Below are 16,982 nucleotides of genomic sequence, written 5' to 3'. Positions count from 1 at the left end.
GATGCGCGAATGTCACAAGGCTGTGACATTCAACAAAGGGACTGGATTACTCAACGCCACGCGGCAGATAGAGCGTCACCCGCAGGCCGCCCTCGCGCATGTTCTGTAACGTCACTTCGCCGCCGTGACTATGGGCGATATTGCGGGCGATGCCGAGCCCCAAGCCGTAGCCCTGTTGGTGTTTGCCGGCCAGCCGGAAGTGCGGTTCAAAGACCTGTTCCATTCGCTGCTCCGGCACACCCGGCCCCTCGTCTTCGACATGCAGGATGAACGCGTCAGCGTCGTCTTCAACGGACAGGTGCGCACGGTCGCCGTATTTGATGGCGTTATCGATGAGGTTGCCCATGCAGCGGCGCAGTGCCAGGGGCTTGCCGTAGTACATCGACATCGCCTTGCCCTGCAACGTGACCCGGCCCGCGCCGTCAGGGGCAAGATAGGGCTCGATCAGGCAATCCAGCGCGTGGTTGAGGTCGACCGGCTCGATGTTCTCGTGAATGTCGGTGTCCTTCACGCACTGCAATGCGCCTTTGACCAGCAGCTCCAGTTCATCCAGATCCCGGGTGAATTTGGCCTGCATCTGCTCGTCTTCGAGCAGCTCGACGCGCAGTCTCAAGCGAGTGATCGGGGTGCGCAGGTCGTGGGAAATTGCACTGAATAATTGGCCGCGCTCGGTCAGGTAACGGCTGATGCGATCGCGCATGGTATTGAACGCGCGGGTCACTTCCACCACTTCACTGCCGCCGCCCTCCACCACCGGTTCGACGTCGGCCCCCAACGACAGATCCCGCGCAGCATGGGCCAGACGCTTGAGCGGGCCGCTCTGCCAGTGCACCAGCAGGCCGATGAAGACCAGCAGAAAGAGACTGGTCAGCGCGATGAACCAAACTTGCTGCGAGGGCAGACCTTCCGACTCGAGCATGGTGTAGGGCTCGGGCAGCAGCGAGGCGATGTACAGCCATTCGCCGGGCGACAGTTCGATCTGCGTGACCAGCACGGGCGGGTTCACCGGTTCGAGGGTCAGCGCGTAATGGGCCCACGAGCGTGGCAGCTCATCGAGCCTCAAGCCGCTGTTGAAAATACGCAGGTCTTCGGGACGCACAAAGCGCACGAGGATGTCTGGGTCGGCGCCGAGGTTCTGCCGCAGCACCTGACCGACCACATCGATAACCGCCGTCTTGCGCGCAGTAGGCTCAAGCACCTGCATTTCCAGCGGACGATCATTGAGCGATACGAAGAACCGCGTGCCGCCCATGCTGCGCAACTGATCGAGCACCAGCGGCCGAAACGCGACAGGCAACGAGCGAAAGTAGCTGACGCTTGCCGCCATGGAGAAACCCAGACTGCGGGCACTGGTGACCAGCCCTTCCATCTGCGTGGCGCGCAGTTGCGAGAGCCAGATCAGGCTGGACAGGGTTTGCGCCAGCAAAACGGCGAGCAAGGTCAGCAACAACATGCGCCCAAGCAGCGAGCGCGGCACCGGCAGGCGGCGCTTCTTGTCGGTCACCATCAAGGACTAGTAGCCGTTGCCGGCTTGCGGCAGCACATTGGCTGCCAGCAGGTAACCGCTGCCTCGTACGGTGCGGATCAATCGCGGTGCCTTGCCGGTGTCGCGCAAGCGCTGACGCAGACGACTCACCGCCATGTCGACGATGCGCTCCAGCGGCATCAGCTCACGGCCACGGGTGGCGTTGCCGATGGTGTCGCGATCAAGGATCTGCTGGGGGTTGTCGAGAAACAGCTTGAGCAGCGCGAAATCGGCGCCCGACAAAATCACCTCTTCGCCGTCGTTGTGGAACAGCCGGTGACTGACCATGTCCAGCCGCCATTCATCGAACACCAGCACTTCACCGCCGCTGCGCTCCTGGCCGAACTGGGCACGACGCAACAGGGCCTTGATCCGGGCCTGAAGTTCACGGGGGCTGAAGGGTTTGGCCATGTAGTCATCGGCGCCGAGTTCCAGACCGATGACGCGGTCGGCTTCGTCGGAGCTGGCGGTGAGCATGATGATGGGAATATGCGGCTGACGCGGATGTTGCCTGACCCAGCGACACAGGCTGAAGCCGTCTTCGTCGGGAAGCATGACGTCAAGGATCAGCAGGTCGCTGGCCTCTGCGTTAAATGCCTGTCGAAACTCGGCCCCATCGCCAACCGTGCGCACCTGAAAACCGGAACGGCTCAGGTAGGCTTGCAGCAACTCGCAAATCTCCTGGTCATCGTCGACCACCAGAATCGATTTACTGACAGCGTTCACATGGTCGTCCTTGTGAGCAATGGTTGGGTATGGCTGCTTCAAGCTTCAAGCTTCAAACTCAAAGCGGCCAGCGTGACGTGCGCGGTCTTTGCTTGCCGCTTATAGCTTGCCGCTAGCGCTCGCCGCATATTGATCCAGCGCCACGCCTGCGCCCATCAGGCCGGGATATTCGGCCGTGACCAGCCAGACCGGCACGTCCTTGAAATAATCCTTCATCAAGCCCTTCTCGGCGAACGCCTTGTTGAAGCCGCTCTGCATGAAGAAGTCGACGAACCGCGGGATTACGCCCCCGGCAATATACACGCCGCCGCGTCCGCCGACAGTCAGTACGTTGTTGCCGGCCACGCGACCGAGGAACACGCAGAACTGCTCAAGCACCGCGCTGGCGACCGGATCGCCCTTGAGCGCCGCCGCGGTAATGGCCGCAGGCGACTTGAGTTCAGGCTCGATTTCGTCCAGTCCGCAGCTGACTTGATACAGCAGCAACAGCCCGGCGCCACTCAGAATCGTCTCGGCACTGACGTGCTCATGGGTCGCCATCAACCGCATCCACAGCAGGGCTTCGCGGGGCGTGCCGATCGGCAGATCGACGTGACCGCCCTCGCCCGGCACCGCAGTCCAACGCGCTTCGCCGCTGCGGATCAAGGTGCCGACGCCGAGTCCGGTGCCAGGCCCGATCACCACCCGCGCACCCCGAGGATCGCCCTTGCCATGACGCACGGTCAGGTACTCGTCGTCCTTCAGGCGGGTCATGCCCAGGGCCATGGCAGTGAAGTCGTTGACCAGGATCAGGTGGTCGATCTTCAGCTCGGCGCAGAACGCCTGCCGATTGATCTTCCAATGACTATTGGTGAAGTGGAAATCGTCGCCGGTCACCGGCCCGGCCACGGCCAGGCAAAGGGAGGTGACATCACCGCACTGCAATTCCAGGTCCTGCAGATAGACCAGCAAGGCCTTTTCAGGACTGGCGTAATCGACCGTCGCGAACACCCGGATCGAATGCAACTGCTCGTCTTCCCAAATGGCAAACCGCGCATTTGTGCCGCCGATATCACCCACCATCGCCAATGTCACTTGAGCGTCTCCAGATTCGAAGTAAAGGCGCTGGCGCCCTTCTCTGCCGAGCTGAAGGCCATGCGCATGAAACCAAACAGTTCGCGCCCGCTGCCCACGTTATGGGACAAGCGACCGACTGCCGGCTCTCTGGCGGCCAATTCTGCCGGTTCGACCAGAACTTGCAACGTTCCTTTCACGCCATCGACACGAATGAGATCCCCATCACGCACCAACGCCAGCGGGCCGCCGTCAGAAGCTTCCGGGCAAACGTGAATCGCAGCGGGGATTTTCCCGGACGCGCCGGACATGCGCCCGTCCGTAATCAGCGCCACTTTGAAGCCACGGTCCTGCAGCACGCCCAGAAACGGCGTCATCTTGTGCAGTTCAGGCATACCGTTGGAACGCGGCCCCTGGAAGCGCATGACCGCGACAAAATCGCACTCCAGTTCGCCGGCCTTGAAGGCGTCGGCGAGGTCCTGCTGGTCTTCGAATACTTTGGCGGGGGCCTCGACGATCTGGTGCTCCAGGGCAACGGCGGAGACTTTCATCACGCCACGGCCAATATTGCCTTCCATGACCCGCAGACCGCCCTCGGCCGAAAACGGACGCGCGATCGGGCGCAGGACGTTTTCGTCCAGGCTTTCGACCGGGCCATCGCGCCACACCAGCTTGCCTTCTTCCAGGAAGGGCTCCTGGATGTAGCGACGCAGGCCACGGCCCATGACCGTGTTGACGTCTTCGTGCATCAGGCCCGCGTCGAGCAGCTCGCGGATCAGGAACGACATGCCGCCGGCGGCCTGGAAGTGATTGATATCGGCTTTGCCGTTCGGGTAGACGTGGGACAGGGTCGGCACGACTTCCGACAGATCGGCCATGTCCTGCCAGGTCAGCTGAATGCCCGCGCACTGGGCAATGGCCGGCATGTGCAGCGTGTGGTTGGTAGAACCGCCCGTCGCGTGCAGGGCAACAATCGAGTTGACCAGCGAACGTTCGTCCACAATCTCTCCGAGTGGGATGAAGTCGCCGCTTTGTTTGGTCAGACGCGTGACCTGGAACGCCGCCTCGCGTGTCAGGGCATCGCGTAGCGGTGTGTAAGGATTGACGAAAGAGGCGCCCGGAAGATGCAGACCCATGACTTCCATAATCAACTGGTTGGTGTTCGCCGTGCCGTAGAACGTGCAGGTACCCGGGCCGTGGTAGGACTTCATCTCCGAGTCCAGCAGCTCTTCGCGGGTCGCCTTGCCTTCGGCGTAGCGCTGACGCACGTCGGCTTTTTCCTTGTTGGAGATGCCCGACACCATCGGCCCGCCCGGCACAAAAATCGTCGGCAGGTGACCGAAACGCAGCGAGCCCATCAGCAAGCCCGGAACGATCTTGTCGCAGATGCCCAGCATCAGTGCGCCGTCGAACATGTTGTGGGACAACGCCACCGCCGTTGCCATCGCAATGACTTCTCGGCTGGCGATACTCAGTTCCATGCCCGGCTCGCCCTGGGTGACGCCATCACACATAGCCGGAACGCCACCGGCAAACTGCCCCACCGAGCCGATTTCACGCAGCGCTTTTTTAATCTGTTCGGGGAAGTGTTCGTACGGCTGATGCGCCGAGAGCATGTCGTTGTAGGAGGAGACAATGGCGATGTTGGCCGCATTCATCATGCGCAGGCTGTTCTTGTCTTCGGGACCACATGCCGCAACGCCGTGGGCGAAGTTGGCACATTGCAGCTTGCCGCGCATCGGCCCGTCGCTCGCCGCACCCCGGATCAATTGCAGATAGCGTTGACGGGTTTCACGGCTGCGAGCAATCAGCCGTTCGGTTACCTCAAGGACGCGGGGATGCATGTCATGGACTCCAGGCTAGCGGATGGGGTCACCCGTTCAGGCGCTTTCACCAGGCTGCGATCAAATCCGGGCTCGGTCGGGAGCGGCGGCAAACACTTGATTTTGAGCCAGTTGTGACGGCCAGACGGGTTTCTATTTGTAGATAAAACAAAATACTGCCACTAAAAGGGGTTGTTTTCTATTTTTATGAGAATAATCTTGTAATTCCAACAACAAATTCTTGAGGACGGGTGTATGACTCTCCGCATCGCAATTAATGGCTTTGGCCGAATCGGCCGCAACGTCCTACGCGCACTTTATACCCAAGGCTACCGCCAGGACCTGCAAGTCGTCGCCATCAATGACTTGGGCGACAGCGAGATCAACGCCCACCTGCTGAAATTCGACACTGTGCACGGGCCGTTCGACGGCACCGTCGAACACGACCAGGAAAGCCTGACCGTCAACGGTGACCGAATTGCGGTCAGCGCCATCCGCAACCCGGCCGAGCTGCCGTGGAAATCCCTGAACATCGACGTGGTGTTCGAATGCACCGGTCTGTTCACCGACCGCACCAAGGCCGCCGCGCATATCACCGCCGGCGCCAAAAAAGTCATTATCTCGGCTCCGGCCAAAGGCGCCGATGCGACGATCGTCTACGGCGTCAACCATGACGTGCTGCGCCAGTCCCATCAGGTCATCTCCAACGCCTCCTGCACCACCAACTGCCTGGCGCCGGTTGCCCAGGTGCTGAACCGTGAGCTGGGCATCGAGAGCGGTCTGATGACCACCATCCATGCTTACACCAACGACCAGAACCTGATCGACGTCTACCACACCGACCCGTACCGCGCGCGTTCGGCGACGCAGTCGATGATCCCGAGCAAGACGGGCGCTGCAGAAGCGGTCGGTCTGGTGCTGCCGGAATTGGCGGGCAAGCTGACCGGCATGGCCGTGCGTGTGCCGGTGATCAACGTGTCGCTGGTCGACCTGACCATTCAGCTCAAGCGCGATGCGACGGCCGAAGAGGTCAACGCGATCATGAAAGAAGCGGCGCAGCATTCGAAAATCCTCGGTTACAACACCCTGCCGCTGGTTTCCCACGACTTCAATCACAACCCGCTGTCGTCCATCTTCGATGCGAACCACACCAAAGTCAGCGGTCGCCTGCTGAAGGTGCTGGCGTGGTACGACAACGAATGGGGCTTCTCCAACCGCATGCTGGATAACTGCCTGGCGTTGATGAACGCCGAGTAAGTAACGGGATCTCCCTATGTAGGAGCGAGCTTGCTCGCGAAGTCGGAATCCAATCCGCTGGAGAGTCAGCGGATTTACCCAGCTCTTCGCGATCAACTCCCTCCCTCAGTCATGACTACCGTCCCCGGACAACGCCCTTACAAACTGTGCAAATCCCTGCCTTGACCTGACCTCTAGATGATAAGCATTATCATCTGCTGAATTCTGGTCGGGTGCCCCCGTGACTCAGTCGCATTTCAATACTGTCTTTCTCGCCCGGCGAACCATGCTGCTGCGAACGCTTCAGCGTATGGTCCGCAGCCACAGCACCGCCGAAGACCTGCTTCAGGAAACCTACCTGCGTGTCACCCGCGCGCTCTCCGAGCGAGCCATCGAGCACCTCGAACCCTTCCTCTTCCAGACCGCGCGTAATCTGGCGCTGGATCATCTGCGCGCCAGACGCATTCATGCGCGGACCATCGTCGATGATGCGCCGATCAGCGATATCCATGATGTCGTCGCCCCCGACGCCGCGCTGGAGGATGCCGCCCACGCCAACCGGTTGCTTGAAAGCCTCAGCGCGAGCCTGGAAACCCTGACGCCGCGGCAGCAGAAAATCTTCACCCTCAGCCGGCTCCACGGCGCGAGCTATCTGGAGATCGCCAAACAGCTGGGGGTGTCCACCAGCACCGTGCAAAAAGAACTGAAGCTGATCATGACGGTCTGCTTGAGTGTGGCCGCGCGTCTGGATCACTGAGCTTCGCCCGTCAGAATCGTCAGCTGGTGCTACAGAGTGACGCTACACTGCCGCCCAAACCGTGGACCCGAGGACGCTGCTTGACGGACGCCCAATCACCCCGCCGCGCTCAAGCCGATGCGGCACGCGCCGAGACGATGGATCAAGCCCTGACCTGGCTGATCGAACTGGACATTGCCGATGCCGAAACGCATGGGCGCTTTCTGGAATGGCTCGACGCCGATCCTTCCCACCACGAAATATTCGCCAGCGCCGAGGCCGTGTGGCATTCGCAACCGGTGTTCGATGCCGCAGCGCTGCTGGCCGCGCGGAAAAAAACATAGCGCCGGGTGATGTGCTGGCAAAGCAGCATGCAGTTGCTCAATACCTGATGCTCTGGCACTCACCCTAATTATTTTTACGCGATAGCCGCGACCCGTACGTCTAGTCATAGCCAATGCAACTGATTCCTATTTGAATCATCTCGCAACAACTATGACGACCCGCATGACAGGGAGCGCTATCCATGCTGTCCAGTTTCAACCCCGCACCGCCCGCCTCGCCCAGAGCCACACACGACGTCGGGCTTTCGCTGCTGACCATCGCCATTTTCGCCGCAAGCCTGCACAGCCCCACCATCGCTGCCGCCGAGCAGGATCATGCCCTGGAACTGGAGCAGATTACGGTCAGTGCCACGCGTCAGGCGCAGTCGGTGGATTCGGTGCCCGGAACGGTGACGGTGCAGGACCGCACGGCACTGGATCGGCGCAACGTCAACAGCATTCGCGATCTGGTACGCGACGAGCCCGGTGTCTCCGTGGGCGGAGCCGGCCAGCGGGCGGGCACCAGCGGCTATAACATCCGCGGCATCGACGGCGACCGCATCCTGACCCAGGTGGATGGCGTGGAAGTGCCGGACAATTTCTTCCAGGGCCCTTTCGCCAACACCCATCGCAATTATGTTGATCCGGAGATCATCAAGCGCGTCGAAATCCTGCGCGGACCTGCGTCGGCGTTGTATGGGAGCAGCGCCATTGGCGGCGCCGTGAGCTATTACACCCTCAATCCCGAGGACATCATCAAGCCGGGCAAGGATGTCGGCGCCCGCCTGAAGACCGGCTACAGTTCGGCGGACAACAGTTGGCTGAATTCGTCTACGGTTGCCGGCCGCGCGGGGGATGTCGACGGTTTGCTGCACGTCAGTCAGCGCAACGGCCACGAGACCGAGTCCTACGGTGAGCATGCCGGCACGGGGCTTTCACGCACGAAGGCGAACCCGGAAGACGCCCGCGCCACCAATGTGCTCGCCAAGCTGGGCTGGAACTACGGCGACAATGATCGTCTGGCGTTCACTTACGAGAAGTACAAGGACGACACCCATACCAATCAGAAAAGTGTGGTGGGCGGTCCTTTCATACCGGGCGTCGGTGCGTCAGGAATGTACCGAAGCCGCGAGGGCAACGACGTCATCACCCGAGAGCGCTTCGGACTGGAAAACACGTTCGCGCTGTACAGCGTGCTGGCCGACAACGCCAAGTGGAGCTTGAACTACCAGATTGCCAAGACCGATCAGAATACCTTCGAGCGTTACGTGCCCGGCAGTCGTGACGTCTGGCGCAGCCGCGACACCCATTACAAGGAACGCCAATGGATCCTCGACACACAGCTGGATAAGGCGTTCGACATCGGCGACACCCAGCACCTGCTGACCTACGGCACGACCCTCAAGCAACAGAAGATAACAGGGCTTCGGACAGGATCAGCCACCTGTGCGTCGGTCGTCGGAACCTGCCGCACCCTCGGTGCAGTCAGTGCCAGCGCGAACGACATCGTGGCACCCACCAACGACTTCCCGAACCCGACGATCACCTCCTACGCGCTGTTCGCCCAGGATCAGATCAAATGGGGCGACTGGACCTTCATGCCCGGCGCCCGCTACGACTACACCACGCTCGAACCAGACGCCACAGATTCATTCCTCAAAAGCGTCAACCTGAAAAGCAAGAGCGAGTTCGACGACAGCACGAAAAAATGGCATCGCCTGTTACCCAAGCTGGGGCTGACGTATGCGTTCAACGACGCCTACACCTGGTACGGCCAGTACGCCGAGGGTTTCCGCACACCAAGCGCCAAGGCGTTGTATGGCCGGTTCGAGAACACCCGGGGCAATTACGTCGTGGAGCCCAATCCCGACTTGAAACCGGAGACGAGCAAGAGCTACGAAACCGGCCTGCGAGGTCACTTCGACGAAGGCACGTTTGATGTTGCTGCGTTCTACAACACATACCGCGACTTCATTAATGAGGACGCGGTGATTCCAGCCAACTCCACCACCACGACCTTCCAGTCCAACAACATCAAGCACGCCACGATCAAGGGCGTCGAGCTCAAGGGTCGTCTGAACCTGGACAGCTTCGGCGCACCCGAAGGCCTCTACACCCGAGGCTCGCTGGCCTATCTATACGGCCGCAACAATGACAACGGCCAACCCATCAACAGCATCAACCCGCTGACCGGCGTATTCGGGCTGGGTTATGACCACAACACCTACGGCGGCTTGCTGAACTGGACCCTGGTCAAGCGCAAAACGCGGGTCGACACCCGCAGCTACTACGCGCCGGATGGCGCCACCCGGTTCAAGACGCCGGGCTTCGGTCTCGTTGATCTGACGGGTTATTACAAAGTCACCAATGACGTCACGGTCAGCGGCGGCCTGTACAACGTCGCGGACAAAAAATACTGGCTGTGGGACGACGTGCGCGGCTACGACAACGTCGGCGACGCAGGCGCCACCGCCCCCGCCAACCTCGACCGCCTGACTCAGCCAGGACGCAATTTCGCCGTCAACGTGGTGTGGGACATCTGACCGATCCCCGTTGCGGGAGCGTGATTTTTTACGCGCCTGCGACGTTCGTTCGTTTTGTTATCAAGCGCCTCATTTAACAAGGAAGACCCCATGACCGATAACTCGCTTCGTCGTTCGCAACGACTGAACCAGATCACCCATGCCCCCCATGAACAACTGGACAAGGCGGTGAAAGCCAACGCGCCGTTCGAAACACTGGCCAGTTACAGCCGATTCCTCAGCGCGCAGTACCTTTTTCAGGAAGAGCTGAAAACGCTGTACACGCACCCACAGTTGGTCGCGCTGATTGCCGACCTGCCCGATCGATGCCGCGCCGAACAGGCCAAGGCTGATTTGCTTGATCTTCAGGCTGGCATCCCCGGCCCTGTCGCCGGCGCCGTCGAGGAGCCCAGCCTTGCCGAGGCACTGGGCTGGCTGTTCGTCTCGGAGGGTTCGAAGCTGGGTGCTGCGTTTCTGATCAAACGCGCCGTGGCCCTGGACCTCAGCGAGACCTTCGGCGCCCGCCATCTGGGAGAACCGTCGGGCGGTCGCGCCGAAGGCTGGAAGCGCTTTATCCGGGTCATTGACGATCTGCCGTTCAACGCTGAGCAGGAGCGCGCGATAGACCGCGGAGCAGTGGCGGCCTTCGAGCGTTTCAATGTGCTGCTGCAACACGCGTACGCTCCAGCGTCTGAAGCGGAACCCGCCTGACGCCGGGCCTTTTGCGCCCGGCACTGATAAGCTGAGCGCCTTTGCGGGACGTGAAAATCCCGCAACACCTGCTCACTCTGCATTACCGAGACCATGACCAGTACACCACCCGGCAGCAAACTGTCCCGCATCCTGTTTGGCATTCTCGCCTACGTGAGCCTGACGATCGGCATCATCGCGATTTTCATTCCGGGCCTGCCCACCACCGAATTCATTTTGCTGGCGGCATGGGCGGCGACGCGTAGCTCGCCGCGCCTGAGCGCGTGGCTCGAGAATCATCGGGTGTTCGGACCGATGCTGAGCAACTGGCGAAACGGCAAAATGATCGCGCGCAGGGCCAAGATCAGCGCCACGGTCACCATGCTGATTTGCGCGGTGATGATGCTGGTAGTACTGAAACATAATTGGTGGATCTATTTCGCGGTGGCCGGCATGGTGCTGGTCAATCTGTGGATCTGGTCACGGCCTGAGCCTTCGCGGGTTCACCCGGAGAAGTGAGGTGTAGGACTGGCTTTAGCCGGGAAGAGGCCGGTTTGAACACCCTCTATTCTGAGGTGTGACGTCTGACGCATTCCCGGCTGAAGCCGGTCCCACCAACAGCACTCGGTATATGAACCTGAACCCGAGGCGGTCCCATGGGTCTGTCCCTCTAGGTCCAATCACTTTCCCAGGAGCCACCGCCATGTTCGAGCCAGGTCATCTGCACATCGTCCACCCCGCTCTGCAACCACACGACGTCGGCTACGACCTTCATATCCGCTACGAGGTCAGCCAGACTGATTCGGGGCCGGGCATGCAGTTCAGGCTGGAAGGTGACATCAGTGGCCAGAGTGTCAACGAAACCTTTGAGCTGCCGAAGGACAAGGCGTACAACTTCGCCAGCGAAGCTTCCCGCAGACTTGAGAAGCATGGGCTGCCGAGAACCACCGACCTGCACGCGATGCACGGCGAGTACGACCAGATGTTCGAAGACATCCGTCACAAGCTCGACATGAAATCCGGCGACTCGGTTAAGCCAGAGCATCTGGAATAGCCCGCCCGCTTTCACGGTCTCGGGATGGGCAATGAGATTACTGGCATAATTGCCCCCCTCACTCCCGCGAACCCTTTCCCTCCCCATGCGCATTCACGTCACGTTCATTGACCGCGTCGGCATCACCCAGGAAGTGCTGGCCATCCTCGGCGCGCGCAACCTGAACCTCGATGCCGTGGAAATGGTACCGCCCAACGTCTATATCGATGCACCGACGCTGAGCCATGACGTGCTTGAAGAACTCAAGGACCGGCTGTTTCGCGTGCGCGGTGTCGAAGCGATCACGGTGGTCGACATCCTCCCCGGCCAGCGCCGTCATCTGCAACTTGACGCCTTGCTGGCAGCGATGACCGACCCGGTGCTTGCCCTCGACAGCGCCGGCCATGTGCTGCTGGCAAACCCCGCACTGGTTGCGTTGTATGGCCGGGAGCCGGCGGGCGAATCGATTGGCGAGCTGTTTTCCGATGCGGGTCTGCAATCGGCGCTGCTGGAAAACGGCTTTCGTCTGCCGCTGCGGGAAGTCACGCTCAACGGCGAAGCGCTGCTGCTGGACGCTACCCCCATCACCGACGCGGGCGCGCTGCTGACCCTGTACCTGCCCAGCCGGATTGGCGAACGCCTGTCGGCACTGCACCACGATCACGCTGAAGGTTTCGACGCGCTGCTGGGGGATTCCGCGCCGATCCGCACCCTCAAGGCGAGGGCGCAACGGGTCGCTGCACTGGATGCGCCGCTGCTGATTCAGGGTGAAACCGGGACGGGCAAGGAGCTGGTGGCGCGGGCCTGTCATGCAGTGAGCGCGCGCAACGGGGCGCCTTTTCTTGCGCTGAACTGCGCGGCGTTGCCGGAGAACCTCGCTGAGAGTGAACTGTTCGGCTATGCCCCCGGCGCCTTTACCGGTGCCCAGCGCGGCGGCAAACCCGGCCTGATGGAGCTCGCCAACAAAGGCACGGTGTTCCTCGATGAGATTGGCGAAATGTCGCCGTACCTGCAGGCCAAATTGCTGCGCTTCCTCAATGACGGCAGCTTTCGGCGGGTCGGCGGCGACAAGGAAGTGCAGGTCAACGTGCGTATCCTCAGCGCAACCCACCGTGACCTGGAGAAAATGGTCGCCGAGGGCACCTTCCGCGAAGACCTGTTCTATCGCCTGAATGTGCTCAATCTGGACGTACCGCCGTTGCGTGAACGGGGTCAGGACATCCTGATGCTGGCACGCTATTTCATGGAGCAGGCCTGCACGCAGATTCAGCGACCGGTCTGCCGACTTGCGCCAACCACGTACCCAGCCCTGCTTGGCAATCGCTGGCCGGGCAACGTTCGTCAGTTGCAGAACGTGATCTTCCGCGCTGCCGCCATCTGTGACAGCTCGCTGGTCGACATCGGCGACCTGGACATCGCCGGTACGTCGGTGGCGAGGGGCCGTGATGGCGAAGTCGAAAGCCTCGAAGGGGCGGTCGAGGATTTCGAAAAGTCGCTGCTGGAAAAGCTCTACAGCCAGTATCCCTCGACGCGCCAATTGGCCGCGCGGCTGCAGACGTCACACACCGCAATCGCCCATCGGCTGCGCAAGTACGGGATCCCGGGCAAAAGCTAAAGAGCCCAAAGATGTTGGGAGTGAGCTTGCTCACGAAAGCGATATGTCAGCCGCTGGAGATTTAGCGCGTGAACGGGCCTCTTCGCGAGCAAGCTCGCTCCCACAAATCCGCGTACGTCCATAACATCCAAGGCATCACTACCGTAACGATACCGCAACACTGTATTGAAAACATTCCACAGCGCAGACTCAGCGTCCTATAACGCCGCTGCGGCGGAATCCCGCTCTTGCCTCAAAGCTCCGTATCGATTTCGTTCCAGCAAGTGTCGAATTCCAAGCCACTTGAACCGCCACCGCCCAACGTTTACGCGCCCTTCTCGACCTTGGCCGCAAACTTGCTATGCACTCCTCCCATCACGCCCGGGCATAACGGGCGATTTACCATCTGGGGAGATTCCATGAGCGAGTTGCGTTTTACCGAAGACCACGAGTGGCTGCGCGCCGAAACTGACGGCAGCGTCACGGTCGGTATCACCGCCTTTGCGCAGGACGCACTGGGTGACGTGGTTTTCGTGCAACTGCCGGAGCTGCAGTCCTACGACAAGGGCGCGGAAGCGGCCACCGTCGAATCGGTCAAAGCCGCCAGCGGCGTGTACATGCCCCTCGATGGCGAAGTCGTCGAAACCAATCCCGCGCTGGACGCCAACCCTGAACTGGTCAACGAAGACCCGCTCGGCCAAGGCTGGTTCTTTCGCTTTATTCCTTCCAATCCCGATGCTGTCGGCCAACTGCTGACCCAAGACGCCTATGATCGTCTGATCAAAGCCAACGCCGAAGCCTGAGGAGCGCGCAATGACTGACCGTATTGAATTGAGCACCGCCAACGAGTTCATCGCCCGCCACATCGGCCCGCGTGCCGCTGATGAAAAAGCCATGCTCACCACCCTGGGCTATGACTCCCTCGACGCGCTGACCGCCAGCGTCATCCCTGAATCCATCAAGGGCACCAGCGTTCTCGGCTTGTCCGCCGGGCAAAGCGAAGCCGACGCGCTCGCCGACATCAAAGCCATCGCCGGCAAGAACCAGCTGTTCAAAACCTACATCGGCCAGGGTTACTACAACACCCATACCCCGGCGCCGATCCTGCGCAACCTGCTGGAAAACCCGGCCTGGTACACGGCTTACACACCGTATCAGCCAGAAATTTCCCAAGGCCGTCTGGAGTCACTGCTGAACTTCCAGACTCTTATCAGCGACCTGACCGGCCTGCCGATCGCCAACGCCTCGCTGCTCGACGAAGCCACTGCCGCTGCCGAAGCCATGACCTTCTGCAAACGCCTGAGCAAGAACAAGAGCAGCAACAAGTTTTTCGCCTCCGCCCATTGCCACCCGCAAACCCTCGACGTGCTGCAAACCCGCGCCGAGCCGCTGGGCATTGAAGTGGTCGTTGCGGACGAAGCTCAACTGACCGACGTCAGCGAGTTCTTCGGCGCGCTGCTGCAATACCCTGCCAGCAACGGCGACGTCTTCGACTACCGCGAACTGGTCGAGCGCTTCCACACCGCCAACGCCCTGGTCGCCGTGGCCGCCGACCTGCTGGCCCTGACCCTGCTCACCCCACCGGGCGAGTTTGGCGCTGACGTGGCCATCGGTAGCGCGCAACGCTTCGGCGTGCCGCTGGGTTTCGGGGGGCCGCACGCGGCCTACTTCTCCACCCGAGACGCCTACAAGCGCGACATGCCCGGCCGACTGGTGGGTGTGTCCATCGACCGCTTCGGCAAGACCGCCCTGCGTCTGGCCATGCAAACCCGCGAGCAACACATCCGTCGCGAGAAGGCCACCAGCAACATCTGCACCGCGCAGGTGCTGCTCGCCAACATCGCCAGCATGTACGCCGTCTACCACGGCCCGCGCGGCCTGACCCGCATCGCCAACCGTGTGCATCACCTGACCGCGATTTTTGCCGAGGGCTTGAATCAGCTGGGCTTGAAGGCCGAGCAGTCGTTCTTCTTCGACAGCATCACCCTGAACACCGGCGCCAAAACGGCCGACCTGCACGCCAAGGCCCGCGCACACGAAATCAACCTGCGTGAAGTAGACGCCGAGCGCCTGGGCGTTTCCCTGGACGAAACCACGAAGCAAGCCGACGTCGAAGTGCTGTGGTCTCTCTTCGCTGCCGAAGGCCAGGCCCTGCCTGACTTCGCCGCGCTGGCGGACAGCGTGGAAGCGCGCCTGCCTGCCGAGCTGAAGCGCCAGTCGGCGATCCTCAGCCATCCGGTGTTCAACCGCTACCACTCCGAAACCGAGCTGATGCGCTACCTGCGTCGCCTGGCGGACAAGGACCTGGCACTGGACCGCACGATGATCCCGCTGGGCTCGTGCACCATGAAACTCAACGCCGCCAGCGAAATGATTCCGGTGACCTGGGCCGAGTTCGGCAACCTGCACCCGTTCGCCCCGGCCGAGCAGAGCGCCGGTTATCAGCAACTGACCGATGAACTGGAAGCGATGCTCTGCGCTGCCACCGGCTATGACGCGATCTCCCTGCAGCCGAACGCTGGCTCCCAGGGCGAGTACGCCGGTCTGCTGGCGATCCGTGCTTACCACCAGAGCCGTGGCGACGAGCGTCGCGACATCTGCCTGATTCCATCATCGGCCCACGGCACCAACCCGGCGACCGCCAACATGGCCGGGATGCGCGTGGTCGTGACCGCTTGCGACGCCCGCGGCAACGTCGACATCGAAGACCTGCGCGCCAAGGCCATCGAGCACCGCGAGCACCTCGCTGCACTGATGATCACCTACCCGTCGACCCACGGCGTGTTCGAAGAAGGCATCCGCGAAATCTGCGGCATCGTGCATGACAACGGCGGCCAGGTGTACATCGACGGCGCGAACATGAACGCCATGGTCGGCCTGTGCGCACCGGGCAAGTTTGGCGGTGACGTGTCCCACCTCAATCTGCACAAAACCTTCTGCATCCCCCACGGTGGCGGCGGCCCGGGCGTTGGCCCGATCGGCGTGAAATCCCATCTGGCGGCGTTCATGCCAGGTCACGCCCGAATGGACCGCAAGCAAGGCGCGGTCTGCGCGGCGCCGTTCGGCAGCGCGAGCATCTTGCCGATCACCTGGATGTACATCCGCATGATGGGCGGTGAAGGCCTCAAGCGCGCCTCGCAACTGGCGATCCTGAATGCCAACTACATTTCCCGTCGCCTGGAAGAGCACTACCCCGTGCTGTACACCGGCAGCAACGGCCTGGTCGCCCATGAATGCATTCTCGACCTGCGCCCGCTGAAGGAAACCAGCGGCATCAGCGTGGATGACGTCGCCAAGCGCCTGATCGACTTCGGCTTCCACGCCCCGACCATGTCTTTCCCGGTCGCGGGCACGTTGATGATCGAGCCGACCGAGAGCGAGTCGAAGGAAGAGCTGGATCGCTTCTGCGACGCGATGATCAAGATCCGCGAAGAAATCCGCGCCGTCGAAAGCGGCGTGCTGGACAAGGACGACAACCCCCTGAAAAACGCGCCCCACACCGCCGCTGAACTGGTGGGCGAATGGAGCCATCCGTACAGCCGCGAGCAGGCCGTGTACCCGGTGGCGTCGTTGATCGAAGGCAAATACTGGCCACCGGTGGGCCGTGTCGACAACGTGTTCGGCGACCGCAACCTGGTCTGCTCCTGCCCGTCGATCGAAGACTACGCTTAACCAAGCCACGAGCTTCAAGCCGCAAGCTACAAGTGAAAGCCGCTCAGCT

General features: G+C 61.4%; 14 protein-coding genes. 10 read left to right on the top strand and 4 right to left on the bottom strand.

Annotation, left to right across the window (positions count from 1 at the left end; translation table 11 throughout):
- Window positions 1-46 precede the first annotated feature (46 nt).
- From IFT99_RS12860 to edd, 4 genes are all read right to left on the bottom strand, one after another.
- Window positions 47-1,507, bottom strand: coding sequence for an ATP-binding protein (locus IFT99_RS12860; RefSeq protein WP_065993160.1), 1,461 nt, complete (start codon window positions 1,505-1,507; stop codon window positions 47-49).
- 6 nt (window positions 1,508-1,513) lie between these two features.
- Complete coding sequence (locus IFT99_RS12855) at window positions 1,514-2,251, bottom strand: response regulator (RefSeq protein WP_065992040.1); 738 nt, start codon at window positions 2,249-2,251, stop codon at window positions 1,514-1,516.
- Between the two features lie 99 nt (window positions 2,252-2,350).
- Window positions 2,351-3,325, bottom strand: coding sequence for a glucokinase (locus IFT99_RS12850; RefSeq protein ID WP_192132696.1), 975 nt, complete (start codon window positions 3,323-3,325; stop codon window positions 2,351-2,353).
- Complete coding sequence (gene edd, locus IFT99_RS12845) at window positions 3,322-5,148, bottom strand: phosphogluconate dehydratase (RefSeq protein ID WP_065992037.1); 1,827 nt, start codon at window positions 5,146-5,148, stop codon at window positions 3,322-3,324. Before edd ends, IFT99_RS12850 begins: the two co-directional genes overlap by 4 nt.
- A gap of 234 nt (window positions 5,149-5,382) precedes the next feature.
- Between edd and gap the strand changes: the two genes are divergently transcribed.
- The 10 genes from gap (at window position 5,383) to gcvP (ending at window position 16,933) form a co-directional block, all read left to right on the top strand.
- The gene (gene gap / locus IFT99_RS12840; RefSeq protein WP_065992035.1) at window positions 5,383-6,384 is read left to right on the top strand and encodes a type I glyceraldehyde-3-phosphate dehydrogenase; all 1,002 of its coding nucleotides are present in this window, start codon (window positions 5,383-5,385) and stop codon (window positions 6,382-6,384) included.
- A gap of 220 nt (window positions 6,385-6,604) precedes the next feature.
- Window positions 6,605-7,120: an RNA polymerase sigma factor gene (locus IFT99_RS12835; RefSeq protein WP_065992034.1), complete on the top strand. Its 516-nt coding sequence runs from the start codon at window positions 6,605-6,607 to the stop codon at window positions 7,118-7,120.
- A gap of 137 nt (window positions 7,121-7,257) precedes the next feature.
- On the top strand, window positions 7,258-7,443 hold the full coding sequence (locus tag IFT99_RS12830; protein ID WP_192132694.1) for a FecR/PupR family sigma factor regulator: 186 nt from the start codon (window positions 7,258-7,260) through the stop codon (window positions 7,441-7,443).
- Between the two features lie 182 nt (window positions 7,444-7,625).
- Window positions 7,626-9,965, top strand: coding sequence for a TonB-dependent hemoglobin/transferrin/lactoferrin family receptor (locus tag IFT99_RS12825; protein WP_192132692.1), 2,340 nt, complete (start codon window positions 7,626-7,628; stop codon window positions 9,963-9,965).
- 90 nt (window positions 9,966-10,055) lie between these two features.
- Window positions 10,056-10,655 carry a biliverdin-producing heme oxygenase gene (locus IFT99_RS12820; RefSeq protein WP_192132690.1) on the top strand — a complete coding sequence of 200 codons (600 nt, stop codon included), beginning with the start codon at window positions 10,056-10,058 and terminating at the stop codon, window positions 10,653-10,655.
- Between the two features lie 93 nt (window positions 10,656-10,748).
- Window positions 10,749-11,153, top strand: coding sequence for a YbaN family protein (locus IFT99_RS12815; protein WP_192132689.1), 405 nt, complete (start codon window positions 10,749-10,751; stop codon window positions 11,151-11,153).
- A 184-nt stretch (window positions 11,154-11,337) separates the two neighbouring features.
- Window positions 11,338-11,688, top strand: a complete 351-nt coding sequence (locus tag IFT99_RS12810; RefSeq protein WP_065992027.1) for a DUF5064 family protein — start codon at window positions 11,338-11,340, stop codon at window positions 11,686-11,688.
- 85 nt (window positions 11,689-11,773) lie between these two features.
- A complete protein-coding gene (locus IFT99_RS12805; protein WP_192132687.1) occupies window positions 11,774-13,282 on the top strand; it encodes a sigma-54-dependent transcriptional regulator in 1,509 nt (502 codons plus the stop codon).
- A gap of 398 nt (window positions 13,283-13,680) precedes the next feature.
- Window positions 13,681-14,064, top strand: a complete 384-nt coding sequence (gene gcvH / locus IFT99_RS12800) for a glycine cleavage system protein GcvH (protein ID WP_065992021.1) — start codon at window positions 13,681-13,683, stop codon at window positions 14,062-14,064.
- A 10-nt stretch (window positions 14,065-14,074) separates the two neighbouring features.
- On the top strand, window positions 14,075-16,933 hold the full coding sequence (gene gcvP / locus IFT99_RS12795; RefSeq protein ID WP_192132684.1) for an aminomethyl-transferring glycine dehydrogenase: 2,859 nt from the start codon (window positions 14,075-14,077) through the stop codon (window positions 16,931-16,933).
- Window positions 16,934-16,982 lie beyond the last annotated feature (49 nt).

The sequence above is a fragment of the Pseudomonas sp. CFBP 8772 genome, from assembly GCF_014841665.1.
GTDB lineage: Bacteria > Pseudomonadota > Gammaproteobacteria > Pseudomonadales > Pseudomonadaceae > Aquipseudomonas > Aquipseudomonas graminis_B.
Note: the sequence above shows the minus strand (reverse complement) of the source record. Positions and strands in the feature narration are given on the sequence as shown.